The sequence below is a fragment of the Orbaceae bacterium lpD01 genome, assembly GCA_036251705.1.
Taxonomy (GTDB): Bacteria; Pseudomonadota; Gammaproteobacteria; order Enterobacterales; family Orbaceae; genus Utexia; species Utexia brackfieldae.
The window spans coordinates 2,218,412-2,244,671 of the sequence record CP133959.1 but is presented as its reverse complement, the minus strand read 5'-3'; the positions used below and the strand labels follow the sequence as shown (position 1 = coordinate 2,244,671).

The window sequence follows — 26,260 nt, the reverse complement described above, 5'->3', positions numbered from 1 at the left end:
CAGTAATAAGAATGGGGCAGTCTATGTGGATTGGCGTTATTAGCCTTTTTCCGGAAATGTTCCAGGCAGTTACTGATTATGGGGTAACAGGCCGAGCAGTCAAAAGTGGTCTGTTAAAAATTCAGTATTGGAACCCGCGTGATTTTGCGCATGATAAGCATAAGACGGTTGACGATAGGCCTTATGGCGGTGGACCGGGAATGCTCATGATGGTTCAACCATTACGAGATGCGATTCAGGCGGCAAAAGCTGCAATGGGCAATGATACAAAAGTAATTTACCTCTCTCCACAGGGGCGTAAGCTTGAACAAAATGGGGTTTGCGAATTATCGAAATACCATAAATTAGTTTTAATTTGTGGTCGATATGAAGGTATAGATGAGCGCTTAATTCAGACTGAAATTGACGAAGAGTGGTCAATTGGTGATTATGTGCTTAGTGGTGGTGAGTTGCCAGCAATGACGTTGATTGATGCAGTATCTCGGTTTATTCCGGGTGTCTTAGGTCATGAAGCTTCGGCAGAAGAGGATTCTTTTGCAACTGGTTTACTTGATTGTCCTCACTATACCAGGCCTGAGGTGTTAGATGGTATGGCGGTGCCGGCAGTATTACTTTCCGGTCACCATAAAGAAATTCGTCGCTGGCGATTAAAACAATCTCTGGGGCGAACCTGGCTAAGAAGAGAAGATCTTCTACAAAGCCTAGCTCTGACTGATGAAGAGCAGAAACTATTAGCTGAATTTAAACATGAATTTGGCGAATAAGTGTAATTGGACATTTCAGTTTAACTAGGAAAGAGAATTATCATGAAAAATGAAATAATTAAGCAACTTGAAGATGAACAACTAAAAAAAGATATCCCTGCATTCCGTCCTGGTGATTCAGTGGAAGTTAAAGTATGGGTTGTTGAAGGTAACAAAAAACGTCTTCAGGCATACGAAGGTGTGGTAATTGCAATTCGTAACCGCGGTTTACACTCTGCATTTACAGTCCGTAAGATTTCTAATGGTGAAGGTGTTGAGCGTGTATTTCAGGCACATTCTCCAGTTGTCGATTCTATCACGGTTAAACGTCGTGGTGCGGTTCGTCAAGCTAAACTTTATTACTTACGTGATCTTAAAGGTAAGGCCGCGCGTATTAAAGAGCGTCTTAACTAATTTCACGCAAACTTATCTTAAAATGAGAAAACGGTCACCTTGGTGGCCGTTTTTATTTGCTATCAATATTGATAATCGATGTGTACATTGCTTTTGCGGTATTTGCTTTTGGCCTATAGTTTTTTATCAAAGCGGGATTAACCCGCATTTGAAGTTAAGCAGCTGATTGAGTGGTTCTCTCTCTCCAGCCACAATAAGCAAGTGGAAATAGCGAGGTGATAATCGCAATAATACTGACAAAGGCAATGTAGACACCTGCACCCAGATAGTAATGATCACCTAGAATATGATTCGGCGTAATCAAATAGATGGTTAAAGGTGGCGTGATAAAACTAAAAAAAGCATAAGATAAATTGTAGGCAGTCGATAATCCAGAAAAACGAATTTCTGTAGGGAAGGCTCTTGCGCCAACGATGGGTGTCAGTGCCACTGCACCAATAAATAATCCCATCAGTCCATAGTTAACATATAGTGAGGTTAAACTCATCTGCGCAGAAAGAGATTGATAGAAATAGAGTGAGGTAATAGCGAGTCCACCCCAAGCCAGCAAAACTGTTTTTCTGGTCTTAATTTTATCCTCAAGCCAGCCAAATAACACACAACCGATGGTTAACGTAAGCGCGGCAATACAGCCGGCAATTCGCCAGTTAATATCCTCGATATGGTATAGATGACCAAGAATCGTGCTTGGCGTGATTAAAATACCTACCATAATGACGGTTGATAGCGCCCAGGTAAACATCGCCACCACTGAGCAAGCATATTTATGCTGTTTAAATACAATGACTAATGGAATACTTTTCTCTAATGCTTTGCGTGAAGCTAAGGCTTTAAATACCGGTGTTTCCGAAAGAAAACGACGCAAGTAGACTGAAAGGACACCAAATAAACCCCCTAGAATAAATGGAATTCGCCAGGCGAAATCAAGAATTTCTTGGCGAGAGAAAGCGCTACTAATCATGATCGTAATTAAAAAACCGAGCATAATACCGCCGGTGATGCCAGAGGTCAGCATACCAATACCAAAGCCATAGCGCTGTTTAGGCGTGTGTTCAGCGATAAAAACCCAAGCGCCAGGCATTTCGCCACCAATCGCTGCACCTTGTAACATCCGCATTAACAGCAGCAGTAGTGGGGATAGAATACCGAGTACTTCATAGGTGGGCAGGAAACCAATCAGAAAGGTTGGCAGTGCCATCATCGCCACACTGAGCGTGAACATACGTTTACGGCCATTTTTATCACCGAAATGCGCCATAATAATGCCGCCGACTGGACGAATCAGATAACCGGCGGCAAAAATTCCCCAGGCAAAGAGATCTTTGGCTAACGGCGATAGAGTATCAGGCATAAACAGGGGTTTAACGATAGTATCGATATAAAGTGCATAGATAACAAAATCGTAGAACTCTAAAGTGCCGCCTAAAGAGGAGAGCAAAAGTGTCTTAAGATCCTTTCGATTTAACGGTCTGGCATTCGGTTGCCCTTGATTTGTAATTTCAACTGTACTCATGAAATATACCTATTAATTATAATAATATTGTCTGGATTTTAGCGTAGAGAGAGCTGTCTGTGCGAATATAGTTGATAAAAGTGAGTCTTATCTTGTCAATATCAATCACTCATTTTATTGTGACAGATAAGCCATCATTATTACGATACCGGATATCCATGGTTTCATCTACGAAGTGGACTTTATGTCTGCTGAATATAAAGTATCGAAAAAATTATGACATATTTTCGACACAAATAGCTAATAATTAATTTTTTTGAATAGTTCTCTTAATGAAATCAATATGACTTATTATCTATGCTGTGATGTAGTGTGGCATAGCATAGCATGCCCTAACATTAGGACATTGGGCGTGTAGGGTTATACTGGTGTGACTGGGTTTTTTCTTGATACGGGCCTGGCTAGACCCGTATCAAAAAATTATCTGTTTAATGGTTTAATGATGACGAAACCTGTTTTAGTTTGCGGTAGTAGCTATAGTAACCCATCAGGAAGTAGAGAAGTGCGAGCAGACCCAAATTGATCAATTTAGGCGCCAAAAGATAGAAGGGCGTGCCCATTTGTGTCATTTCTGTTGAGGCAATCATAGCGGGTATAGCTGGAATTAAATGACCAAAAGCCACTAAAGGGCTCGGTATTAATTCAATCGGCCAGGAGATGCCACTTAAGAAAAAGACAATCATACTGACGGGAACCAGCAGTAATAAGACATCATCAACCCGAGTAATCCAGACACTCAGGGCTAGCGCGAAGGTAATGGTTGGGATTAAAAAGATAAAGCCAAACACAAATTGATCCACCAAATCAGCCAGATTGGGAATGTGATAACAGAGGTTGATCATTAACATATAAAGCCAAAAAATAACTGTATAGATCATCAAATAAGTACATAATTTACTGATAATCAGTATCATCGGACGCAGTGCTATAGGTAAGGTGGGCGTGAGCGTTGTGACCTGCTTTAAGGTTTGGTCGCGGAAGAGAAAACTACCAAGTAAAATACCGATCAGTAATAACTGATGTAAGATCAGAATAAAGACTGGTGGAATAGCATAGGTCGCATAACCTGATTGTGGATTAAATAGGGCAATCATATTGGGTATAAAAGGTAGACTATTACCTTTGGCGATTGCCGGATCAATACCTTGGGCGATCTGTCGTTTTACCGAAATTTGACTGCTAGTGGTTAAGGCGACGCTATTAATTGCTGTCGCAACATTGTTATAAATCAGAATATAGCTCGCATCACCATAGAGCGAAATAGGTGAGGATTTTCCCGCAATGACTTGTTGTTCAAATCGGAAAGGGATTAATACAATACCATACACTTTATGCTGGGCTAATAGCTGTTTGGCATCTTGCATCGATGAGGCAAAAGCGCCGACTTTTACGGCTTCTGTCGCATTGATATTTCGAATAAGCTGTCGGCTTAAGGTTGAATTATCTTGGTCAACAACCGCCACTGGAATCTCAGTTAATACTTCGCGTAGGTATGGCTGAGGATAAAGCACAAAATAGATCAGCGGTCCCAATAATAGCACGCCGATAATCGCCCTGGAGGTGAAAATATTTTTTAGTTCGGTCAGTATCATCGACCAAATCGCTTTTGCCATTATGCGACTCCTTGCGAGTGAGATTTTTTAATCTTCAATCTGATTAAACAAAGTGGAATAATAATGAGCAACAACAGGAAGCCAATCGGTTTTAATGTTTCAATTGAAGGCAAACCTCGCAGCGTTTGATCTAAACGAATTTGAACATACCAGGTGATCGGTAATAGACCGCCCCACATATAGGCAAAAGTATTCATCGCTATACGTGGAAAAATCAGTCCGGTATAACCAAATGCCGGTGAACAGATAATCCCGATAACGCTGTAATTAGTTAACTTATCTTTTATCAGCAGCGAGAAAGCCAGGCTGATACACATGGCAGCAAGAATAAAGAGCACATCACCTAATAGTAACAAGAAAACGTTACCGGCAATCGGTACTTGAAAATAGCTGGTCATGATCAGATCAAAAATAAGTAGACTGATAAAAAACCAAATAAAATAAATAAAATATTTATTTATCAGGAACCGAAAAGGATGATTAATGGCAAACGCCGAAACACCTTGGCTCAGCTGCATTGATTTCTCTTTTTGTGTGCTGGCAGCAATCGCAAACATGATAATAATTTGCATAATGGTAGGATAGAGGCCATTCACCAGCGTATCGATGAAGCTTAGTGTCGGATTAAACAGTGGGTGCAGTTCGACTTCTACTGGTTTTAGCTGCGCCGTGGCCAGCGGTAGCGGCACACTGTTATTCATCACTTTTTCGAGTTGTATACTGCCGATAAAAGCAGATAAACCGGTATAGATTGCACGATTTAAGGTACTGCCGATTGTCATGAACTGGTTATTATAAAAGGTCGTGATTTCAGGCTGCTGGTTTGCCAGCATTTTCTCTTCGAAATAGGGAGGGATTAACACCACTGCATAGACTTTGGTAGATTTCAGCGCAGTTTTTGCTTCCGCCAGATCACTATATTTTACAGTTACTGCAATTTCCGATACCGCAGAGATTTTTTGTATTAACTGACGCGAGATAGCTGACTGATCTTGATCCACAAAGGCAATCGGTAATTGGGTGATATTTGCCTTATTGAAGATAGCAAATACAATTAACATCATTACAATAGGATAAACAAACACTAACGCAAATAATGAGGGCATTTTCCTAATTATGCTGAGTTCTCTTTGCCACATCAGAAAAAATGTGTTTTTTCTCTCTGAGGTGACACTATTTATACTATTCTTCACTCGATATCCTTGTTTAAAATATAATTAATTGGCTTTCAAACTGATAGTGGCACTCATGCCGGGTCTTAAACCCGCAATTTTTTCAACTGGCTGAGCTCTGACTTCGAATGTTTTTAGGTCAAAATCGCCCGTGGCTTTAGTTGCGCGCCAGTTAGCGTATTGGCCTAAAGCATTAATCGCCGTAATTTTTACCGTGATCTTTCGGTTTAAGGCGGGAATCATAATTTGGTATTGATCACCGAGCTTAGTATTGTTGAGGAGATCTTCACGGACGTTAAAGGTTAACCAAACATCATCGAGATTAATCAGTGAAAAGAGTGGTGTACCTGGATTATATAACTGTCCCAGCTCGGCAATGCGCGCAGTAATTTGACCATCAATCGGAGAGCGGACGATTAATTCCTGAATATCAATATTAATTTGTGCTAAAGCGGTTTCGGCTTGTTTCACTTGGGCATCGGCAAGAGCTTTAACCTCATCACTATTACCATTTACGGCTAAATCATAATTGGCTTTTGCTGCTTGTGTTGCTTTGGTTGCCACTTGAAGTTGATTTTTTGCTTCGTCAAACTGTTGATTTGAAATTAGATTTTTTGCGGCGAGCTTTTCTAAACGGTTATAGCTCTGCTGCGCTAAGGTTAAATCAGCTTGCGATTTCTCTAATGCGGCTTTTTGAGCATCAATATTTTCTTGACGAGTACTATAGGTGATATTGCGATTCGCGATAGCCACTTCTAATTGTGATTTAACGTAATCTCGTTGTGCTAGTAGTGCTGGGCTGCTTAATTCTAAAAGAACATCGCCCTTTTTGACATCTTGCCCGACATTATAGTTAATTTGAGCGGCTCGACCTTGAATGCGCGCGGAGATATCTACGCGATTAGCTTCGACCTCACCTTGTAGAACGATGGCTCTGGCTGAAGTTGCATAATAGGTCATCCAGGCGATAAGCGCCAGAATAAGGATTAGTAAAATCGGCAGCAGTTTTTTGCTATTCATATTTATATCTCAGTTAAATAAATCAATAATTTTGCTAATAAATATAGTATTTAAGTCACTTTATCAATCACAGAAAGTGTTATTAACATTTAATTAACCTAAAGCAAACGCTAACTTTACCTGATGATTTATATTTAATCTTAATATTTAATTTACTGATTCTATTCAAGAATCAGACTAATATTAAAAAATGATGCGAAAGACTAAACAGAATTTTAAGGTCAATACGGATATTGAGATGATCGTGTATGATTAAAATTGATAAAAAAGAGGCGATGTTTTTTCGATTTGAGATCAGCTTAACAATGTGGGTTAAAATGGCGCAGATTTATTGATGATCATGCGCTTTAAACGACTATAATGAAAAAAGAAGTTTCGGTTATGAGGTAATGATTCCATTTGCACAGGCAAATGCACTGCTCCAGGCCCATTGAAAATTGTAACCGCCCAACCAACCAGCCACATCAACCACTTCACCGATAAAATAGAGATTGGGATAATCTTTGCTCGCCATGGTTTTGGACGATAAACAATCGGTACTGATTCCACCCAATGTGACTTCTGCTGTGCGGTAACCTTCTGTACCGTTCGGCTGTATTTGCCATTGTGTTAATTTGGCGACAATATGATTTTTCTGGGCGGCTGTGAGTTGTTTTAACGGTAAATCAGGAAATTGTTCATGTTCAATAAGCACTTCAACAAGACGCTTAGGGAGTAAACGAGCGAGCGTATTTTTCAAACTTTGGTTAGGGTGGGATGAATGTTGATTGATCAAAAAAGCGTTTAAATCGGTATCTGGCAGCAAATTTATCGTAATGGCTTCACCCGGTTGCCAATAATTAGATATTTGTAAAATAACCGGCCCTGATAGTCCACGATGGGTAAACAGTAGATTTTCTTTAAAACTGTTGCCTTGCTCACTGGTTACCAGAACTGAAATCGCGGTACCTGAAAGTGGTATCAGCTTATCTAAGAGTGGCTTCTGTAACGTAAATGGAACCAGTCCTGCGCGTACCGGCTCAACCGCGATATTGAGTGATTGGGCAACTTGATAGGCGAGTGGAGTCATGCCTAATGCCGGCATGGACAGGCCGCCGGTTGCAACAATCACTTTTTGGCTAAAGATAGTCCCTTTATCGGTAGTGATTTGAAAACCCGTATCAGTTGCCTGCAGTGATTCAAATTGAGTCTGTAGTTGAAATTTTATCTGGCCTTTTTGGCACTCTTGCACCAGCATATTGACAATATCTTGTGCACTGTGATCACAAAATAGCTGACCGTGATCTCTTTCGTGCCAAGCAATATTGTATTGAGAGACCAAATCTAAAAAATCCCACTGTGTATAGCGGCTGAGCGCTGATTTACAAAAGTGCGGATTGGCTGAGATGTAGTTTTCTGCCGACACGGTCATATTCGTGAAATTACATTTTCCGCCACCAGACATCAATATTTTTCGACCAACGCGTTTACCGTTGTCAATCACGGTCACATTTCGGCCCTGCTGACCAAGTATTCCCGCACAAAAAAGACCCGCTGCGCCTGCGCCAATAATAGTAATTTCATTCATAACAATTTCATTTAAAAGATAAAAGTAGTCGGGCAGTGATTATATAATAAATTTATTTTTTAAGGTGTTTTTTTAATGCTGATATCAACGTTCAATCTGTATTGAATCTAAAATTATCCAGATTTGCATTTTAGAAAACTGGTTTGAAAGCGTAACTTACGTTAAACTACGCCTTTTATTTCAGAGTGATAGCCCACTATATGTTAGAAAATAATGTTGTTTCCGCGCAATACGATGATGAAGGTAAACTGATTCGTCGGATTAGAAGCTTTGTTCGTCGACAAGGGCGTTTAACCAAAGGTCAAGCGCAGGCCATTGCAACTGTTTGGCCACAGCTCGGAATTGAATATCAAACACAATCAATGTTAGATTTTCAAACCGTATTTGGTCGACAATCTGCTGTGACGTTAGAGATTGGCTTTGGTATGGGGGCTTCTCTGGTTGAGATGGCAAAACAGAATCCTGATAGAGATTATCTTGGCATTGAAGTTCATCAGCCTGGTGTCGGCGCTTGCCTGATGGCTGCACAAGAGGCTGGTTTAAGCAATCTTCGTGTAATGTGCCATGATGCGGTGGAGGTATTAGAAAATATGATACCTGATCAGTCATTAGATATGGTACAACTGTTTTTTCCCGATCCATGGCATAAAGCCCGCCATCATAAACGTCGTATTGTACAGATACCTTTTGTTGAATTATTACGTCAAAAATTGACGATTGGCGGCATTTTTCATATGGCAACTGATTGGGAGAATTATGCTGAGCATATGTTGGCGGTCATGAGCTCATTGCCAGCTTATCAAAATATCTCGGTAACCAATGACTATGTACCCAGACCTGATTCACGTCCTGTGACTAAGTTTGAACAGCGCGGACAACGTTTAGGACATGGCGTATGGGATCTAATGTTTAAACGTATCGCCTAATTCAAGAGATAATGCATAAACGTATCAATTGACAATGCGTATTTTTCGATTTAACCAAGGTGATAGCCAACTAGTCTTGATGGCAGATAAAAAAACCAGCAATATGCTGGTTTTTTATTCGTTGAAAGCAATCATCCTTTAGATAATGACCGGACTCTCTTCTAATGTATTAGCATGTTTTTTGAAAAGTTGAGCAAGAATCTGAATCCCTGCTTCGATCTTTTCTTCCGGTACGGTGACAAACGCTAAACGCAAACAGTTCATTTTTGGCGCGTTGGCAAAGAAGGTTTCGCCTGGTACAAAAGCGACTTTATGCTGAATAGCTTCTGAAAGTAATTCTGTCGCATTAATATGCGTAGGCAGATCTAACCAGATAAACATACCGCCCTCAGGCTGGCTCCACACAACATTTTCCGGCATATAACGTGCTAAGCAGCTTAACATAAACTGACAACGAGATTTATACAGCTCCCTGATTTTAGGAATATGTCTATCTAAAAAACCATCTTTAATGACGTGATAAGCAATACGTTGTGTAAGGCTTGGCGTATGCAGATCGGCAGACTGTTTTAATTGAACCAGTTTATCAATGAAAACCTCATTTGCCACAATATAACCAAGACGTAAACCTGGTGCTAAAATTTTTGAGAAAGAGCCTAGATAGATCGTATTATCTGGCGCCATGGTATATAAACCGGCCAGGCGATGTCCTTGATAATCAAGTTCACCATAAGGGTCATCTTCGACTAAGATCAGATTGGTGCGTTTGGCTTTTTCGGCCAACTGTTGGCGTCTTTCAAGCGGTAAACGGCGGCCAGTTGGATTTTGAAAGTTTGGAATCACATACATGAAGCTAGCTTGACTCGCTATCTCATCGGTTAACGATTCAACCAATAAGCCTTTTTCATCACTATCAACAGAGATATATTCTGGCTCATATTGCGTAAAAGATTGTAAACCACCTAAGTAAGTTGGGGTCTCAACTAAAACCTTGCTCCCCTTATTGATTAAGGCTTTACCGATTAAATCGAGCGCCTGCTGTGAACCGGTCACAATCATAATTTGATTCGGCGTAATAGTGGTGTTATCGCGGCTTGAAAGATATTCGGCTAACCATTTTCGTAGTGGGGCGATCCCTTCTGTTGGGCCATATTGTAATGCACTAAACGCTTCATCGCTACTCATGATAAGATCTGTGGCTTGTTTTATCTCTTCAACTGGAAAGGTGTTTGAAGAGGGTAAGCCGCCAGCAAATGAGATCATATCAGGTTGCTCAATTATCTTTAAAATTTCTCGAATGGTAGAGCTTTTTAATGCCAGTGCTCTATCAGAAAATTTCCACACCATAAAAATATTCCTTTTTGTTTTTTTATAAAAAAGCCAGAAACCGCTATATTACTAAGGAATAAAATGAAATTTTATTTAAATCGAATATAATGGATAAGCTCATTAATCATATATAAGATGTTAAATATAATACGCGGCATTAAATTTGTCATTATATGAAGTAAAAATTAAGTTATAAATCACGCTGATTCTTAAGATAATATAAGCGTTTGGGGAAATAATGGAAAATAAAGTCATCCTATTAGCAAAATTGATAATGGTTTTATTGATGCTGTTACTCTTGCAGTTACCGATTAGTTTTATTAAAAACTATACGCAAAATAACCTCATTCATGATTCATTAACCATTACACTTTTTAGTCCAGAGCATAAAACAGCCCAAAGCCGCACAATTATTGATACGCGTCCGGCTGAAAAATTGGCTTACTACCAGTCTAGTTTCACGATGATTGACAATGCGAGTGTGTTTATTGGCTTGAGTTTAGGCTTTTTACTGCTGCTAGATCTTATCAAGGGCTATAATCTGGTTTTTTCTAAATATCTATTGATTGGCGCTGGGCTGGTTGTCTTCTATCTGTTGTTATTATCGCTATCAACATTATCGTTAAGTTTTAAGGTCGCCTATTTTTCCTGCGTCACGATCGCTTTACTTATTTTTCTACTCTATCTATTTCACTCATTAAATACATTGTCACTGGGTTTAATCTATACCTTAAGTCTATTAGTTTTATATTCGTTTGCTTACTATTTTATGCTTGTTCAGCACGTGTATATCACATTTGTTATCTCAGGTTTGGTCTTTTTATTGTTAATTGTGGTCTGCTTAGTCCTTTCTCAAAAAAGTAAGCCGAAAAAAGTGATACTCACAGCAGTAGATAAAATAGGCTAAAATAGCCTATCGAGTCAGTGGTTGATTAATTTAGTCAATACTGACTATTAACTATTGGACTCAACTTATATTGTTCAACTTGTACTACAGAATTTTGCTACTGATATTTTAGCACTCAGCTGGTTGTCAACGCCTCGTATTGAACGCTGGATATCGACTCAGCAAAGATGAGAACAATAATCAGTAGACTTATAGTAATTAACAATTAAGGTAGAAATAATGTCTAAATATTTATCTATTTTTCTGATCTCATTCGTATTATTCGGCTGTGATCATCAATCAAATCAATCAAATCAATCAAATCAAGCAATCACATCCGATGCATCAAAAACAGCGGTGGGCAGCGAACTATCTAATAGTGATCATAGTGCGCAAATCGCATTAGACTATATGGGAACCTATGTAGGCACTTTACCGGTTGATGGTCAGCAGTTAACACTCAAATTAACGCTTGATGAAGAGACTTATACACTCCAAATCGGGGATGCTGAGAGGTCAGGTCATTATTCCTGGCATGATCAGGGCAATGTTATTTATCTACAAGATAAAGATGGCCATGTTTGGTTACCGCTTTTTGTGGCAGAGAATCGTTTATTGGCGGTCGATGAGAATAATCAATGGATACTCGATGAAAATAAGCAACCTTATGCCTTGATTAAACAGTGAATGTTAATTAAAAACGTATTCTAGCTATCGCTGATATTGTTAAATAGAAATAGGTAAATATGGGCTACCGTTTTATGCTGAGATAGTTATCTCTTTCATTATGATAAATAATGTTTAAGTTAAATTTTATTCATTCAGGAGACATTTATGGAAAAAAGAACCGGTGAAGTAACAATGAAGGGTAACCCGATTACGTTGTTAGGTAAAAAGCTTAAAGTCGGCGATAAAGCCCCTGATTTTACAGTACAAGATCTGGATTTCTCGGCGGTTAAATTATCCGATTTTTCAGGTAAAATTGTTATTATTAATGCAGTACCCTCGGTAGATACCTCAGTCTGTAGTGCACAGCTGCACCGCTTTAATAGTGAAGCAGCTAAGTTTACCAATGTGGCGATTTTATCGGTAAGTGCCGACTTACCTTTTGCTCTCTCTCGTTATTGTGCTGCCGATGGGATAGATGCGATTAAAGTCACCTCCGATCATAAAGATCTTGATTTTGGTTTAAAATATGGTCTGGTGATTGAAGCCTTAAGATTATTGAGCCGTGCAGTATTTGTTATCAATCAGCAAGGTAAGATAGTCTATCTTGAATATGTCGATGAAGTCAGCCATGAGCCTGATTATACTCGTGTTCTCAATGCGGTTAAGGCGCTATAGCGAATAAATGATAAACGGTCTCTTTCCGTAGCCAATATCTGTTGCTTGTCCGCTATGGAAAAGAGTCGTGAGTCTTGATGGTTAACGAAATAATTAAGCAAGTGGATAAAATAAATGATGATAGGTACTTATGACATTTTTCAGCGCTTAGTTTCTATCTCTTCATGATGAATCGATTGTGTCAGTTGTTGATTGTGTTGGCCGTTTTTTATGCGCTCAGTTATAAAACCGTCCTTTATTGGTCGGCACAAACTCGCCCGTGGCAGCCTGTTTCTGCCTGGGGAAGAGTGATATTCTATTATAGTTTCTTCACGGTCCTTGCTAATTTACTGTTGGCCATAAGTAGTTTAGTACTGTTATTTAAGCCTCATTATGATAGTCGGCTATTTCGTATTATTCGGTTGGATGCTTTAGTTGGCATCATCATTACGATGATTGTTTACAATGGAGTGCTTCGGTCTATTCATCATCCGCCAACTTTTGAACTGTGTATGACGAACGAACTTCTCCATCTTGTGGTGCCCATTATCGGTATTTTAAGTTGGCTTGTGTGGGGGGCCTTACCCTCGGATTGATAGAAAAACCCTGTTATATTCTTTATTGCCTCCATTGGGCTATGGTATTTATATTGTTGTTCGTGGACAGCTGATTGAACGTTACCCCTATCCATTCATCAATCCTTTGCGGATTGGGTATCCGCAGATGTTACTGAATATGATGATACTACTGGCCGTATTTATGGCTATTGCTTTGCTGTTGGCGCGAATTGAACGTTGGTGATTGACGCGTCGATTTGATGTGTAGTTGATGATTATTAATAAGAAAAGGAGAGACCTTCATGAGACTCTATGTTTATGATCACTGCCCTTACTGCACAAGGGCGCGGATGATTTTTGGTTTAAAACAGATTGATATTGATTTGCAGTTTTTATTGAATGATGATGAAAAGACCCCGATTTCAATGGTCGGTAAAAAAATGGTGCCTATTTTACACAAAGACGACGGTCAATTTATGCCGGAAAGTCTGGATATTGTCAAATACGTTGATAATCATAATGGACAACCGGTATTGACCGGTGCGCTTTTGACTAAAATGACGGCACTTATCCATCAGTTAGATAATGATGCATTTCGCAAACTCTGTTCGCCACGTTTTGTTCGCACTGCTTTACCTGAGTTTGCGACAGCCTCTGCGCGCGACTATTTTAGTGACAAAAAGCAACAGACACAGGGAGATTTTCAACAGTGTATCGAGGATACGCCGGTACTACTCAAACATATTACCCCGATTTTAGCGCAGATTGAAAAAGAGATAAAATCGCCTAAAGCATGTAATGGTGAGCTCTCGATCGATGATATCTGCCTGTTTCCCTTATTAAGAAACTTGTCGATAGTCAAAGGGCTATCTTTCCCTCCGAAAGTCACTGCATATATGCAGGAGATGTCTAAATTAACGCATATTCCTCTATTTCTTGATCGGGCGATTTAATCTTTTGCGCAATAATATCGGTGCTGAGTACCGATATTATTGCGTTACTGGATGAATGACCTGACAAGCTTTACTGACATAGGGATTATGATTGCCCTGTACATCAGCAATTCTTCTATCTCTTTCACATTCCCATTCGCTGACCGGATAAAGTTTATCCCAGACTGTCATGAGCTGAGTTTGTGCTGAAGAGAGATTAATATGATAGGTATCGCGCATATAGAAGTAAGTACGGGCTATCACGCCACGCGTATATTCCGGTGGTTCTACTTGTTTATTTTTAAAATCGACTTTCATTTCACAGGCGCCATATTGACCACCACCACCACGCCACTGACTAAATTGATAATTGTTGCGATCGCCATTAATTTCACCAATTGCCGGTTGCAAATTATGTAAATCTGTTTCCATTTTTACATAATAGGGATCTTTAGCACAGTTAGCTCGGCCACCTTGCTGCCAGCATTGTCTATTTTTACCTAGATGCGCTGCCGGTACCACATGCTCCCACTCTACGCGTTTTGCTCTAAGTTCATTACGGCGAATTTTATAACCACAGGCGTCTAAATCAACGATGCCTTTTTTACCTTGCCACTCTATTTTACAGCCACAATAAAAAGTCGACGCCTCTTTATTGATCTTAATCGCTGCCACCTTAGCTTGGCTAAAGTTATTTATTTTGGTGGTTGCGGCTTGGCTGAACAGGCTGTGAGTCAGTAGTGAGAATCCGAGAATGAGTAAACAATAAATTTTTGACATATTTTATAATAATCGTAAGCGTGAATAATTTTTTGTGAATTGTATTGTAAATTTTAGATAGATGTTACCTCTTTTCATATTAGATAATGATAAAGATGGTTATTTGAGCGTTAAGTGTTGATAGTTTGAGCTGATGGCTAAGTGGTGGTGTTTTCAGGGTGAGTTAATTCTGGAGTACTCATTAGTCTGGATATCACCATTACATCATCGAAAGAAGTAGTGCAGGCGATTTAAAACATCAAATAGCCGGCACTGTTTAAAAGATGGTGATACTAAGATAGCTGCTCAATAAAAAAGTCAATTAAGCACTTTGTCCTTAATGGCAGAAGTTTTCGGCTGGGATAGACCGCATGGATAGGAATTTGGCCTATTTTATAATCTGGCAATACTTCAACTAAACGGCCCTGTTCAATATCTTCACCGATAATAAAGTCTGGCTGCAAAGAGATCCCACCATCCGCTAGCAGCATCATTCGACAGGTATCACCATTATTACAATAAACTTTGGCTTTTAAATGGACCGGATAGATTTTTTTATCTTGTTCAAAGAGCCATTTATCCTGTTTAGCTGATTGGCTATACATAATAATTTGATGTTTTTGTAGATCATTCGGAAATTCGGGGGCACCATATTTTTCCAAATATTGTGGAGATGCTGAAAGCATAATCCGGGTACTACTTAATTTACGGCTGATGAGCGATGAGTTGTCCAGTTTGCCAATACGCACAGCCAGATCGTAGCCCTCTTCGAGTAGATTGACTGTCCGATCTGATAACGAAATATCCAATTCAATATTTGGATACTTATCGCGAAACTTTTGCCAGAGTGGCGCTAGCACATGAATACCATAGCTGAGTGGAACATTCACTCTTAATAATCCCGATGGATTGGCATGGGTAAGATGGACAATTGACTCAGCCTCCTCCACTGACGAAATAATATTTTTAGCTAACTGATAAAAATCTTGACCTTCATGCGTCAGTGAAATTTTACGGGTGGTTCGTTGAAGTAATCGCACATGTAAGCGCGTTTCGAGATCATTCAAATAACGTGAGATAGCTTGCTTGGATAATTTGAGTTTATTCGCGGCAGCGACAAAGCTACCTTCATCAACGATCATGGTAAATACCATCATCTCTAGCAATTTATTGGCTTTATTCATATTATTGTTCCTAAAAATGAGACAATTCGTCTTATTTTAGCATATTTACGTCGTTATATTTCATAATATACAATAAAGTCATCATAATTTACGGTTATGTTTAACAACGAGATCATATGATGGCTTGTCAGTAACCGACAATCAAAGATGATTAAAGCCTATTGAGCTTCTATTTAATTGGATATGAAGCTAACTATGACCCATGGCAATTTAATATTTAGGAGTCACATATGGAAAGATTACCCGTTGTTTTTGTGACGCATGGTTCTCCGATGTTAGCGATTGAACCTGGAGATTCAGGTCCGCTATTAGCGCAATTAGGTGATGAGTTGTTAAAAAAATCGATAAAAGCGATTGCGGTTATTTCTGCACACTGGATAACTAAACAGCGACCATTTATTACGGCCGCTCAGTCACCTGAAACAATCCATGACTTTGGTGGGTTTCCTGAGCTGCTTTATCGATTATCTTATCCGGCAAGCGGTGCATCCGATATAGCTAAATTAGTGCAGGATATTTTGCTAAAACAGGGTATTGATGCTGATCTCGATCCTAAACGAGGACTTGATCATGGTGCTTGGATACCACTACAATACCTGTTCCCTGAGGCGAATATACCCGTTATTCAAATCTCGATGCCTTGGCCAATGACTGAGCTACAAGCGCTCACTTTTGGTGAATTATTAAAACCGTTGAGAGACCAAGGTATTTTATTGATTGCATCGGGGAGTATGACACATAATTTGTATGATGTAGGAGAGAATAACGGACACGAAAAGAGCTATATAGCACCTTTTGTTAGTTGGGTAAGAGACGCGTTAAAAAAACATAATTTGAGTTTGATGCAAAATTATCGTCAATTAGCGCCTTTTGCTGTACAAGCCCATCCGACGGAAGAACATTTTTTGCCTCTATTGATTGCGTTAGGTGCAAGTGAAAAAGGGGAACCAATAACAACACTCAGTGCAGGTACTACCTATCAAGCACTGGCTATGGATAACTATATTTTTGGATAATATTAAGGAAAGTAACATGAAAAATAATCAAATTGATTTCGCTGCTTTAGCATTAAGAATCGCGCTAGGTGTGATGTTTGTTGCACATGGATTAACGAAACTGTTTGTTTTCACGCCAGCTGGCACAGCGGCTTATTTTGCCTTATTAGGTTTACCAGCTATCGTTGCTTATGGCACGATTGCCTTTGAAATTATTGGCGGTGCATTTTTAATTTTTGGTCTTTTTACTCGAATTATTGCTTTATTAACTGTGATTCAAATGATTGTCATCGCTCTGGTTCACTCAGCGAATGGCTGGTCATTTGGTAATCCTGGCGGTGGCTGGGAATACCCGGCATTTATGGCATTAACTGCTTTAGCGTTATTTTTTATTGGCGCTGGTAAATTCAGTGTTTGTGGTTTAAGAAATCGATAATCTATATTGAATCAATCATGGCGACTGAGGTCGCCATGATGATCACAGCAATATAGCTATTTTCGCGACATTTAAAATGATGTCGCGATTTTTTATAAAAAGGTAAAGAGCTGTTCTTGAGGCAGACGTGATTTTGGTCTGTGTGCATTGCCATCATTTTCAGCATGGTAGCCAAAACTTGCCACGACGACACTTTTAAAACCTTGTTTTTGCAGATCTAAGATCTGATCCATTTTCTGATTATCAAAGCCTTCAATCGCCGTTGAATCGATACCGATTGCCGCCGCAGCAAACAAGACATTACCGAGTGCTAAGTAGAGCTGTTTTGATTCCCACTCCAGCAGTTTTTCTGAGGTTGCACTATTAAGATTAACAAAGAAGTGACGACCTTGATCTTGTTCTTGTTTTAGTTTGGCATTGGCATAGCGACCATCTTTATCTTCTTGCTCGAGTAGATTCTGTAAATGTTGCTCATCTAATGATGTTTTAACACAGAAAATAATTGTATAGGATGAATCAACAATACGTGCATGATTAAAATCGCTGATAGCGGGTAAAATCTTATTTGCACTTTTTTCATTATCGACCACAACAAAATGCCACGGCTGTGAGTTAACTGATGATGGGCTGTTCCGTAAGACCTCAAGTAGCTGTTTTAAATCTGCCGAAGCAATTTTTTTCGTTTTATCATAATGTTTAGCGGTATAACGTCGTTTAGAAATATCGACAATATTCATATTATCTCCTTAGCATAATCAATTAGTATAACTTTATCTATTCTGCTGATTTTACCTTATCTATCAGGTAAATAATATCTGATTTCATCACTTTTAATGATAGAAAAAAAGACAAATTATCCCGATTTTTTATACTGGAATTCATCGTTGAAAATGAATTTATCTATGCTCGATTGCCACTTTTTGGCTGAATTGAAAGTATGACATGCATGCTATTTTACTGTTAAAGACTACGCTAATTTTATGTAAATTTTTTTTAAATTAAGTTTTTGATATAAATCAATTTTTACATTGGGATTATAGCAAACAGAATAATTTAATTAATTATTTTGTTTGCTTATTGTCATGATCTCTGAAAGTAACCCGCCAGGATTATCTTGACACATAATTAATGGGTAAATTATAGTTATAGCTGCCTGAATTAGCTTGTTGGTTAATTTTCAGGAGTTAAGTTTATAAATAAGAGAGATGCTATTTGAGGCTATGGAAAGAATTATATATATCTCTGTTATCGTAATGCCTCACTCTCTGACTTTTCATCATAAACTTTGATAAGTGTTGATGATATTGATGGTGGAAAATTTAATGATTAAATTTTTTTGATTGATCCATTTATATCTTCAATAGTTTTGAACTTGTTATCAGAAGTATTAATTTTCAAAGAGGCTATATGAAAAATAAACAACATAAGGCGCGTTTAATGGCGCTTAATCCAATCGCTACATCCATTTTGCTTTCTCTATCGAGCTTAGCTTATGCCGACGTTGTGATTAATAATGGTACAACTACAGCCGTAAACGGTGTGCCGGTTGTAAATATTAATGGTGCTAACGCTAACGGGATTTCTCATAATATCTACAATAAACTCAATGTGGGTAAAGAAGGGCTTGTTCTTAATAATAGCGTGAATGGAACCAACTCTAGCTTAGCGGGACAAATTGCCGGTAATACTAACTTAACCACGGGTTCCGCTAAAGTCATTTTGAATGAAGTTACATCTAAAAATGCCAGTTCACTCAACGGTTTTATGGAAGTCGCAGGGGATAAAGCCAGCGTGATTATTGCCAATCCAAATGGCATTACGTGTAGTGGCTGTGGGTTTATCAATGCGGATAACGTGACCTTAACCACGGGGAAACCGGATGTTCAAAATGGAGAGTTGAAGGGATACTCTGTGAACGGCGGTAAAATTACCATCCAAGATCTGAATACGGATTCTCCAACGGCAATTTTAGCGCGTTCAGTGGTGGTTAATGGCAAGCTCAAAGCAAAAGAGATTACGGTTGTAGCAGGTAATAACTATGTTAATACCAATAATGTTGTGACCGGCTCAGTTACTGCGACTGGTGCGAGAAGTACTTACAGTATTGATGTGGCTAAACTCGGCGGTATGTATGCCAATCAAATTAATTTAATCAGTACTGAAAATGGCGTTGGCGTTCGTAATCAAGGTGAATTTGCTGCTGCAACAGGCGGTATTCAAATTGATAGTAAGGGACAACTGGTTAATGATTTGGGTACGATGAGAACAACCGGTGGGATTAACATCAAAACTGTCGCAGCGCTGAGCAATGTGACGGGTAAGATTATGGCTGATAAGGATATCAATATTGATACCAATAAAGCTGCGCTAAATAACACCATGGCAGGCAATATCTCTTCGGCAAGTAACGTCTTTATTAGTAGTGGAGCGCTAAATAATACCGCTGGGCGTATGGCCGCATCGAATACTTTAGGGATAAATACCAACGGTAATGTTCTCACCAATTCAGGTAAAGGTAAAACAGTCGGCATCGCCGGCGCGGTGGTTGCTTTACAAACTGGTGAATTGAATAATAGCAATGGCCAGATTGAAGGTTATTATATCGGAGCAAGTGCTAAGTCGATAAATAACAATAAAGGTACGATGGATGCTTATGGCGATGTTGATCTGTCAAGTGAGGGCCGGGTTAATAATAATGGTGGACTTATTCGTTCGGCAACTGGTCATGTCAAAATCGATGCAACCAAAGGCACGATTACCAATACCTTGACTAAATCAGCAAGTGGTGATGGCGCTGATGCATTAGGTATTGTCGCTGGGGAAGGGGGCATAGAGATTAACGCTAATTTGATCACCAATGCAGGCGGTCAAATGCTCTCAGCGGGTAATCTTAACTTAAATAGTGCAACTTCAATCGATAATATCAAAGGTAAGATTGTTTCAGAGCAAAAAGTCGCTATTACAGGAAAAGATCTTAATAATGCTCAAGCAGGTCTGACTGGTAGTAAGGGCATTACGATTGACTTAGGTAATGGTAAATTTGCCAATGAGATAGGCGTTATTGTCTCTGAAGATGGTGATGTTAACCTTAATGCTAAGCAAGTAGATACTCATGGCGGTATCGTCAACGCTAATAATATCACTATTACTGCTACTGATATCAAAAATGATCAATCTTTGATGGTTGCTAAAGGCAAATTAAAAATGACTGCCACCAACGATATTATTAACTCAAACAGTAAAGGTTTTCGGGATAGTTATGGCCTTTATTTGGGGATGCCAAATCAAGAGGGCGGATTAGTTGGTAAGCAAGGTGTTGAGATTACCGCACGAAATCTCAACAACTATAGTAGTCGCTTAGTGGCTGAAAATGGTGGTCCTTTAGTGATTGCATTGACTGGACGTTTAGATAATCAATACGCCATCATGTCTGGCGGTGTGGGTTCTTCGTCGATTAAAGCGACAAGTATCAATGCTAACTATTCTACAATTTATGCCGCAGGTGATTTAGCCATTGAGACTGGAACACTTTCATTGCTAGGTAATGGTTCGATGGAAAGAAATACCGCCAAAGGCATCATCTCTTCAGACAAGAACTTGTCTTTAAATATTACGAATAATTTCAATAATTATGGCTGGCTCAACGGTGTGGAGAGTCTTACGCTTAATTTAGGTGGTACTTTGTCTAACAACAATACCATCTACTCGGATAAGAAGCTCAATGTGAATACGAAAGGCGCGATTACTAACTATGGTTTGATAGCCGGTATTGACGATGCGGTAGTGACATCACAGGGACGTATTTCTAATCTAGGTCGCATGGGAAGCCAAAATACAGCTACGATTAGTGCTGTTAGTATTGCTAATTCAGGTACATTATCAGGGCCGAATAAGCTCACTGTTAATGGTACGCTTACTGGTAACGGTAAAGTGAACGGCCTGACTAAGTAATCGTTATGTATATAGCAGCAACAGGATGTTGCTGCTTTTATTTCTGATTAAATAGATAGAATTAATTATGAAGATTAATATCAATTGCTTATTTATATCCATCTTACTCAGTCAATCCTTTTGGGTTACTGCGGCAGTTAATTTTGAGCAGTTGATTAAAAATCAACAAGATATTGATAGAAGTACACGAATTGAAAATAATCTAGAGAAAAACGATGTGTACTCTAATATTGATACACCAAAAGCGATCGCGATTGAACTGCCAAAAGAAGAAAACTGTTTCATCATTGATCAGATTGTGATTGAGAATAATGTGCTAAAACCAGCCGCCTTAGACGTACTCACCCAGCGTGGTGTTGGGCGCTGTTTGGGCGTTTTAGGTATCAAAAAATTAGCTACAGAGATGCAAGATTATTTGATTAGCGCAGGCTATATTACCACCCGGATTGAGATCCCTTCACAGGATTTAACGACAAAAACATTAACCTTAAAAGTCGTGCCAGGTAGAATTGAAAAGATACTGATTCAAGATAAAGCGGTTCGCGATTGGGTGTTACCCTTCAAAAAAGAAGATATTTTGAATTTAAGAGATATCGAACAGGGACTTGAATTGATACAGCGTATTCCTGTCGATGCATTAAAAATCAATGTCGAGCCAGGGAATCGTGACGGTTATAGCAATATTGTGATAAACATTACCCAGTCGACACGCTGGAATAGTCGTTTATGGTTAAATAATTGGGGAGATGAAAGTACAGGCAAGATTCTGGCCAATGGCGCTGGATATCTTTATAACTTAGCGCGGCTCAGTGATCTTTTTTATCTGTCCGGGACGACCCAAGCTCAAAATAGACAAGGCGGCTATCAGAGTGTGAGTACTTATTACGCTATCCCTTTTGGGTACTGGGAATATGAGTTTTTTTACAGTCAAAGTCAATCGAAACAAAAACTTGATCTCGCACAGCTTGACTTTAACTATCAAGGCCGAAATACCTATTTAAATTTTAAAGGTTCAAGAACCGTCTATCGTGATCAAAATAAGAAAATTGCGTTAAGCGCTGAACTCCTGAGACGAAAAGCTCATTATCAACTAGAAGATGTTGAGCTGGTACTACAAAAACGCAATATGACGAATGTGCGCTTTGGGCTTAATTATAAACAACAATTTATGGGCGCTATGTTTGATACAACCCTCATGTATCAGCGTTTTGTGCAGTGGTTTGGTGCCCAAAAAACCGCTGATATGCAAAGTGGCGATGTTAGCCCACACAGCCATATTCTTAATCTTGATTTAAATTATTTGAAATATCTCAATTTGAGTCCTTTTGATGGCTATTATCAATTCAGGGTGGCTGGGCAATATTCCCCCGCTGGATTAACCTTACAAGACCAGTTTTCAATCGGTAACCGCTGGAGTGTACGCGGATTTGAAAATAGCCCTGGCCTTAATGGTGATAGTGGTTTTTATTTACAAAATACACTCAATGTCAGTACCGGTTTTAAGAACATAGACTGGTATTTGGGGCTCGATTATGGTCAAGTCTGGAATAAAAATAGTGATTATGAACGATCTAAATTGCTCGGTACGACAACTGGATTAAGTGGTCGCCTTTATGCACTAAATTATGATGTATCTGTATCGGCACCGCTGATGTATCCAGATCACTTATCGGTAGATAAAGTGAACCTGAATTTTAATCTGTCATATCAGCTATAACCGGTAGGAAAAGATCATGTTTGTGGGTACCGATATTGTTGAAGTGGAACGCATAAAAATGGCGATATCTCGCCATAATAACGCTTTTTTACAGCGTGTCTTTACTGAAAAAGAGCGTCTGAGTATTAATTTGGATGAGCTTAATTATGAGCGGGCAGCCGGTTTTTGGGCCGCAAAAGAGGCCATAGTTAAAGCCGTTGGTCTCGGATTTCGTTGCGGTATCTTGTTTCACGATGCTGAAGTGATACATGATGAACTGGGTTGTCCATATTTTAATCTTAAAGGAAAGTTAAAACAGGTGATTGATGAGAAGAAGATAACGGAAATTTCATTGAGTATTTCTCATTGTCGCACCCATGCGATAGCCGTTGCAATCATTGCTTAAACGTTAACTATTGAGAGTGTCGCTATGTATCAATATCAAGATCTAAATGGTCACAATGTTTTGGTTTCAGGTGCAAGTGGAGATATCGGTCTCGCTATTTGTAAACAATTTCTGATGCAAAATTGTCAAGTTTTTGCTTTATATAAGTCGAATGATACTGACTTATTAGCACTGAAAACACTACACCCCAAAGGGGATAATTTACATATTTTACAGTGTGATCTCGCTGATTCTACCGCGATGATGAAGCTTATCGATCAACTAGCTGATACGGTGGAAAAAATTGATGTACTGGTGAATAATGCTGGCATTGTCAAAGATAATCTGTTTGCTGCCATGAGTACAGAGGATTTTGATATCGTTGTTGAGACTAATTTAAGTAATACATTTCGCTTAACTAAAGCGGCGCTGATGTTATTACGTTCAGCTGCCCAACCGACCATTATTAACGTTGCCTCAATTGCTGCAATTATTCCCAGTGTGGGGCAGTGTAATTATAGTGCCTCAAAGGGGGCTTTGCTGGCATTTACGCGCACGATAGCGGCTGAACTGGCGCCAAGGGGAGTTAGAGTTAACGCAGTCGCTCCTGGTATGATTGAATCTAAGATGGTCAAGAAAGTCTCTCGTACCGTTGTGCGGGATGTACTGGCATCCATTCCTTTAAAACGATTAGGAACCTGTGAGGAGATCGCTAATACCGTCGTCTATTTAAGCTCGTCAGCATCTAGTTATATTGTAGGACAGACCATCGTAATCGATGGTGGTTTAGTGATGCGGTGACTTATGGCTAAATATTCTATTCCGCCAAAGGTTTTTTTAGAAATGGGGGGCTGGCGCCAACCGCTAATGATGGTCGATCGTATTGATGATTTTAAATATGGTCATAGTGGTTACATTCGGGTGGTCAAACATGTTACTTATAACGAACCCTATATGTCGGGTCATTTTCCAGAAGATCCGATTATGTCAGGGGTACTTATCTCAGAAATTTTTGGTCAAGCGAGTGAGTACTTCTCTTTTTTAAGCGATATCTGTGAGATTTATCATCAGCAATATGATGAAACCTTAGTCTCATTACGGGATATCTATAACAAAATCAATGATGAGAATATGTTAGATATTATTCGTCAGCGCCGCTCTCAAGTGCGCGGTAAGCTGGCATCGCAAAATTTAAAATTTAAAGAAGCGGCTTATCCTGGCGACACGATTGAGGTGACCAGTAAATTGGCGTTTTCAGATAGTAATGGTTTTATGCACTATTCAGTTTCTGCTCATGTCGGTAAAAAACTGATCAGCCAAGGGACAATAATTAATTTTAGAGAAGTAACATAACAATAAATAAGGAGTAAACAATGGAAAGGATGCAACAACAAATCAATGAGCGTAAGGCAGTTTTGCATATCGTTAAGACTGAAATTATTCAGCGACTTAACATTCCCAAAAGTGCAGCACAAATTGATGATGATACTGCATTGTTCGGTAATGGGTTGAAACTCGATTCAGTGGATGCAACAGAGATCGTTGTACTGCTTGATAAAGTATTTGGTATTAAGGTCAGTGAAAGCGATGATCCTGGTTATATGCGAAGTATCAATAGCCTGACCTCCTTCATCCTTAAAAATAGAAAAAAACATTGATAATATCACTTAACTTAAAAGGGAATTTAAGATGACAGCACTTTATAATCTTCATGTACAACAGAATGTGACTATGGGGCGCTATAACGGTAAAAAGGTTCCATCTTGTTACCATACACCTGAAATTGAATATAAAGCGGTAAGAGAAAATGCTTTACTGGTCGACTACTCTCATCTATCGATAGTCAGAGTAAATGGTGATGATGCTTGGTCTGTTGTCAATCACCTGGTCTCAGCGGATATTTCGATAATTCGGGATGAACAAGGACTCTATACCTTAATATTAGATGAAAATGGGCTTATTCTTGGCGATGCTTATGTGCTTTGCACCGACGAAGGTTACTATATTTTATCCGAAAATCTATCTGCAGAGGTGATTATACAACGCCTCAATTCGATTTTAGCCACAGAAACCGCGTTGGATATTCAAGAAGAGCCTGATATTGCGTCAATGGATAGTGAAGCTTGGGGCGCTTTGTTGCTGGAAGGCCCTTACTCATGGGAAGTTTTGTCACAGGTTTACGGGTTTGATATTGTTGGTTTGCCCTATCACGAATATATGAATACAGATGATGGTTTGATGGTCTTTCGATGTGGAAAACATGGCGAGTTTGCCTATCTGTTGATCGGTGAAAAATCTCAGCTCGCATCAACATGGACGCAGTTATTAACTCTTGGCGAGCCATTTAATCTTAAAACAGGTGGATTAGATTATCAAAAGATTATTCGGGTCGAAAATCCATGCTGGGATGCCGATACCTATCAAGCTTTTTCACGCTGTCCAGTTGAACTGCAAATGCAGTGGGCGGTGCAGTACGATAAAGAGGATTTTGTGGGTAAAGCGGCCATTAGTGAGAAAGCCAGTCGTGGCGCAACACGAAGGCTGGTTGGTATGATGCCGCTATCAGCTGGTAGCGGTATAGCACTGGGTGATAAAGTGATGATTGCCGATAAAGAGGTTGGCATCATTGTAAAAAGTGCCTACTCGTTTGCATCTCGTTCTGACATCATTCTAGCATTGATTGATAACGATTATGCTTATAGTGATATTGATGGGTTTGATATTCATACTGTACTTGGTAAGGTCGCCAGCAGGACACATAACATGCCATTTTTGCATAATTTTAGTTTACTGGTGAGTCCGACTGAACATAGTTATATCGATGACTCAAAACCAAAAAGTTCACTATAAGTACCATTG

Annotated in this window: 26 protein-coding genes; 17 read left to right on the top strand and 9 right to left on the bottom strand. The window is 39.3% G+C overall.

The genetic code is table 11. The features are described 5' to 3' along the window. Positions 1 to 11 precede the first annotated feature (11 nt). Positions 12 to 764 carry a tRNA (guanosine(37)-N1)-methyltransferase TrmD gene (gene trmD, locus RHO15_10195; GenBank protein ID WVD63818.1) on the top strand — a complete coding sequence of 251 codons (753 nt, stop codon included), beginning with the start codon at positions 12 to 14 and terminating at the stop codon, positions 762 to 764. A 42-nt stretch (positions 765 to 806) separates the two neighbouring features. Beyond that, positions 807 to 1,157 carry a 50S ribosomal protein L19 gene (gene rplS / locus RHO15_10190; GenBank protein ID WVD63817.1) on the top strand — a complete coding sequence of 117 codons (351 nt, stop codon included), beginning with the start codon at positions 807 to 809 and terminating at the stop codon, positions 1,155 to 1,157. A 154-nt stretch (positions 1,158 to 1,311) separates the two neighbouring features. On the opposite strand, the gene RHO15_10185 is transcribed toward rplS, so the two are convergent. The 5 genes from RHO15_10185 to RHO15_10165 form a co-directional block, all read right to left on the bottom strand. After that, positions 1,312 to 2,670, bottom strand: coding sequence for an MFS transporter (locus RHO15_10185; GenBank protein WVD63816.1), 1,359 nt, complete (start codon positions 2,668 to 2,670; stop codon positions 1,312 to 1,314). A gap of 428 nt (positions 2,671 to 3,098) precedes the next feature. Then, complete coding sequence (locus tag RHO15_10180) at positions 3,099 to 4,283, bottom strand: ABC transporter permease (GenBank protein ID WVD63815.1); 1,185 nt, start codon at positions 4,281 to 4,283, stop codon at positions 3,099 to 3,101. Further along, positions 4,283 to 5,476, bottom strand: coding sequence for an ABC transporter permease (locus RHO15_10175; GenBank protein ID WVD63814.1), 1,194 nt, complete (start codon positions 5,474 to 5,476; stop codon positions 4,283 to 4,285). The genes RHO15_10180 and RHO15_10175 overlap by 1 nt, the downstream gene beginning before the upstream one ends. 24 nt (positions 5,477 to 5,500) lie before the next feature. Next, the gene (locus RHO15_10170; GenBank protein ID WVD63813.1) at positions 5,501 to 6,475 is read right to left on the bottom strand and encodes an efflux RND transporter periplasmic adaptor subunit; all 975 of its coding nucleotides are present in this window, start codon (positions 6,473 to 6,475) and stop codon (positions 5,501 to 5,503) included. Between the two features lie 379 nt (positions 6,476 to 6,854). Further along, the gene (locus tag RHO15_10165) at positions 6,855 to 8,042 is read right to left on the bottom strand and encodes an NAD(P)/FAD-dependent oxidoreductase (protein ID WVD63812.1); all 1,188 of its coding nucleotides are present in this window, start codon (positions 8,040 to 8,042) and stop codon (positions 6,855 to 6,857) included. 200 nt (positions 8,043 to 8,242) lie between these two features. Between RHO15_10165 and trmB the strand changes: the two genes are divergently transcribed. After that, positions 8,243 to 8,968, top strand: coding sequence for a tRNA (guanosine(46)-N7)-methyltransferase TrmB (gene trmB, locus RHO15_10160; protein ID WVD63811.1), 726 nt, complete (start codon positions 8,243 to 8,245; stop codon positions 8,966 to 8,968). A gap of 138 nt (positions 8,969 to 9,106) precedes the next feature. Here the strand turns inward: trmB and RHO15_10155 are convergent, their stop codons facing one another. Continuing rightward, positions 9,107 to 10,315 carry a PLP-dependent aminotransferase family protein gene (locus RHO15_10155; GenBank protein WVD63810.1) on the bottom strand — a complete coding sequence of 403 codons (1,209 nt, stop codon included), beginning with the start codon at positions 10,313 to 10,315 and terminating at the stop codon, positions 9,107 to 9,109. Positions 10,316 to 10,535: 220 nt separating this feature from the next. Here RHO15_10155 and RHO15_10150 point away from each other — a divergent pair, with 220 nt between their 5' ends. From RHO15_10150 to grxB, 5 genes are all read left to right on the top strand, one after another. After that, positions 10,536 to 11,204 carry an inner membrane CreD family protein gene (locus tag RHO15_10150; protein WVD63809.1) on the top strand — a complete coding sequence of 223 codons (669 nt, stop codon included), beginning with the start codon at positions 10,536 to 10,538 and terminating at the stop codon, positions 11,202 to 11,204. A gap of 219 nt (positions 11,205 to 11,423) precedes the next feature. After that, positions 11,424 to 11,870, top strand: a complete 447-nt coding sequence (locus tag RHO15_10145) for a hypothetical protein (protein ID WVD63808.1) — start codon at positions 11,424 to 11,426, stop codon at positions 11,868 to 11,870. A gap of 147 nt (positions 11,871 to 12,017) precedes the next feature. Continuing rightward, the gene (gene tpx / locus RHO15_10140; GenBank protein ID WVD63807.1) at positions 12,018 to 12,527 is read left to right on the top strand and encodes a thiol peroxidase; all 510 of its coding nucleotides are present in this window, start codon (positions 12,018 to 12,020) and stop codon (positions 12,525 to 12,527) included. Between the two features lie 164 nt (positions 12,528 to 12,691). Continuing rightward, positions 12,692 to 13,102 carry a Pr6Pr family membrane protein gene (locus RHO15_10135; protein ID WVD63806.1) on the top strand — a complete coding sequence of 137 codons (411 nt, stop codon included), beginning with the start codon at positions 12,692 to 12,694 and terminating at the stop codon, positions 13,100 to 13,102. Positions 13,103 to 13,365: 263 nt separating this feature from the next. Then, on the top strand, positions 13,366 to 14,016 hold the full coding sequence (gene grxB / locus RHO15_10130) for a glutaredoxin 2 (GenBank protein ID WVD63805.1): 651 nt from the start codon (positions 13,366 to 13,368) through the stop codon (positions 14,014 to 14,016). Positions 14,017 to 14,052: 36 nt separating this feature from the next. Here grxB and endA read toward each other — a convergent pair whose 3' ends face one another. Beyond that, entirely contained in the window at positions 14,053 to 14,775 is a 723-nt protein-coding gene (endA, locus tag RHO15_10125) for a deoxyribonuclease I (GenBank protein WVD63804.1), read from the bottom strand. 272 nt (positions 14,776 to 15,047) lie between these two features. Next, positions 15,048 to 15,938, bottom strand: a complete 891-nt coding sequence (locus RHO15_10120) for a LysR family transcriptional regulator (protein ID WVD63803.1) — start codon at positions 15,936 to 15,938, stop codon at positions 15,048 to 15,050. Positions 15,939 to 16,168: 230 nt separating this feature from the next. Here RHO15_10120 and RHO15_10115 point away from each other — a divergent pair, with 230 nt between their 5' ends. Together RHO15_10115 and RHO15_10110 are read left to right on the top strand one after the other, a co-directional pair. Continuing rightward, positions 16,169 to 16,954, top strand: a complete 786-nt coding sequence (locus RHO15_10115) for a class III extradiol ring-cleavage dioxygenase (GenBank protein WVD63802.1) — start codon at positions 16,169 to 16,171, stop codon at positions 16,952 to 16,954. Positions 16,955 to 16,970: 16 nt separating this feature from the next. Further along, positions 16,971 to 17,369, top strand: coding sequence for a DoxX family protein (locus RHO15_10110; protein WVD63801.1), 399 nt, complete (start codon positions 16,971 to 16,973; stop codon positions 17,367 to 17,369). Between the two features lie 92 nt (positions 17,370 to 17,461). Here the strand turns inward: RHO15_10110 and nfsB are convergent, their stop codons facing one another. Next, entirely contained in the window at positions 17,462 to 18,106 is a 645-nt protein-coding gene (nfsB, locus tag RHO15_10105; protein WVD63800.1) for an oxygen-insensitive NAD(P)H nitroreductase, read from the bottom strand. A 670-nt stretch (positions 18,107 to 18,776) separates the two neighbouring features. Between nfsB and RHO15_10100 the strand changes: the two genes are divergently transcribed. The 7 genes from RHO15_10100 to RHO15_10070 all read left to right on the top strand — a co-directional run bounded on the left by RHO15_10100 (position 18,777) and on the right by RHO15_10070 (position 26,251). Continuing rightward, positions 18,777 to 21,320: a filamentous hemagglutinin N-terminal domain-containing protein gene (locus tag RHO15_10100; GenBank protein WVD63799.1), complete on the top strand. Its 2,544-nt coding sequence runs from the start codon at positions 18,777 to 18,779 to the stop codon at positions 21,318 to 21,320. A gap of 67 nt (positions 21,321 to 21,387) precedes the next feature. Then, complete coding sequence (locus RHO15_10095) at positions 21,388 to 23,037, top strand: ShlB/FhaC/HecB family hemolysin secretion/activation protein (GenBank protein WVD63798.1); 1,650 nt, start codon at positions 21,388 to 21,390, stop codon at positions 23,035 to 23,037. A 16-nt stretch (positions 23,038 to 23,053) separates the two neighbouring features. After that, complete coding sequence (acpS, locus tag RHO15_10090) at positions 23,054 to 23,422, top strand: holo-ACP synthase (GenBank protein WVD63797.1); 369 nt, start codon at positions 23,054 to 23,056, stop codon at positions 23,420 to 23,422. A 24-nt stretch (positions 23,423 to 23,446) separates the two neighbouring features. Beyond that, positions 23,447 to 24,202 (top strand): SDR family NAD(P)-dependent oxidoreductase, encoded by a 756-nt coding sequence (locus tag RHO15_10085; GenBank protein ID WVD63796.1) that lies wholly within the window; start codon positions 23,447 to 23,449, stop codon positions 24,200 to 24,202. 3 nt (positions 24,203 to 24,205) lie between these two features. After that, positions 24,206 to 24,754, top strand: coding sequence for a 3-hydroxyacyl-ACP dehydratase FabZ family protein (locus RHO15_10080; protein ID WVD63795.1), 549 nt, complete (start codon positions 24,206 to 24,208; stop codon positions 24,752 to 24,754). A gap of 20 nt (positions 24,755 to 24,774) precedes the next feature. After that, entirely contained in the window at positions 24,775 to 25,059 is a 285-nt protein-coding gene (locus RHO15_10075; protein ID WVD63794.1) for a phosphopantetheine-binding protein, read from the top strand. A gap of 31 nt (positions 25,060 to 25,090) precedes the next feature. Continuing rightward, positions 25,091 to 26,251, top strand: a complete 1,161-nt coding sequence (locus RHO15_10070) for an aminomethyltransferase family protein (GenBank protein ID WVD63793.1) — start codon at positions 25,091 to 25,093, stop codon at positions 26,249 to 26,251. Positions 26,252 to 26,260: the final 9 nt, after the last annotated feature.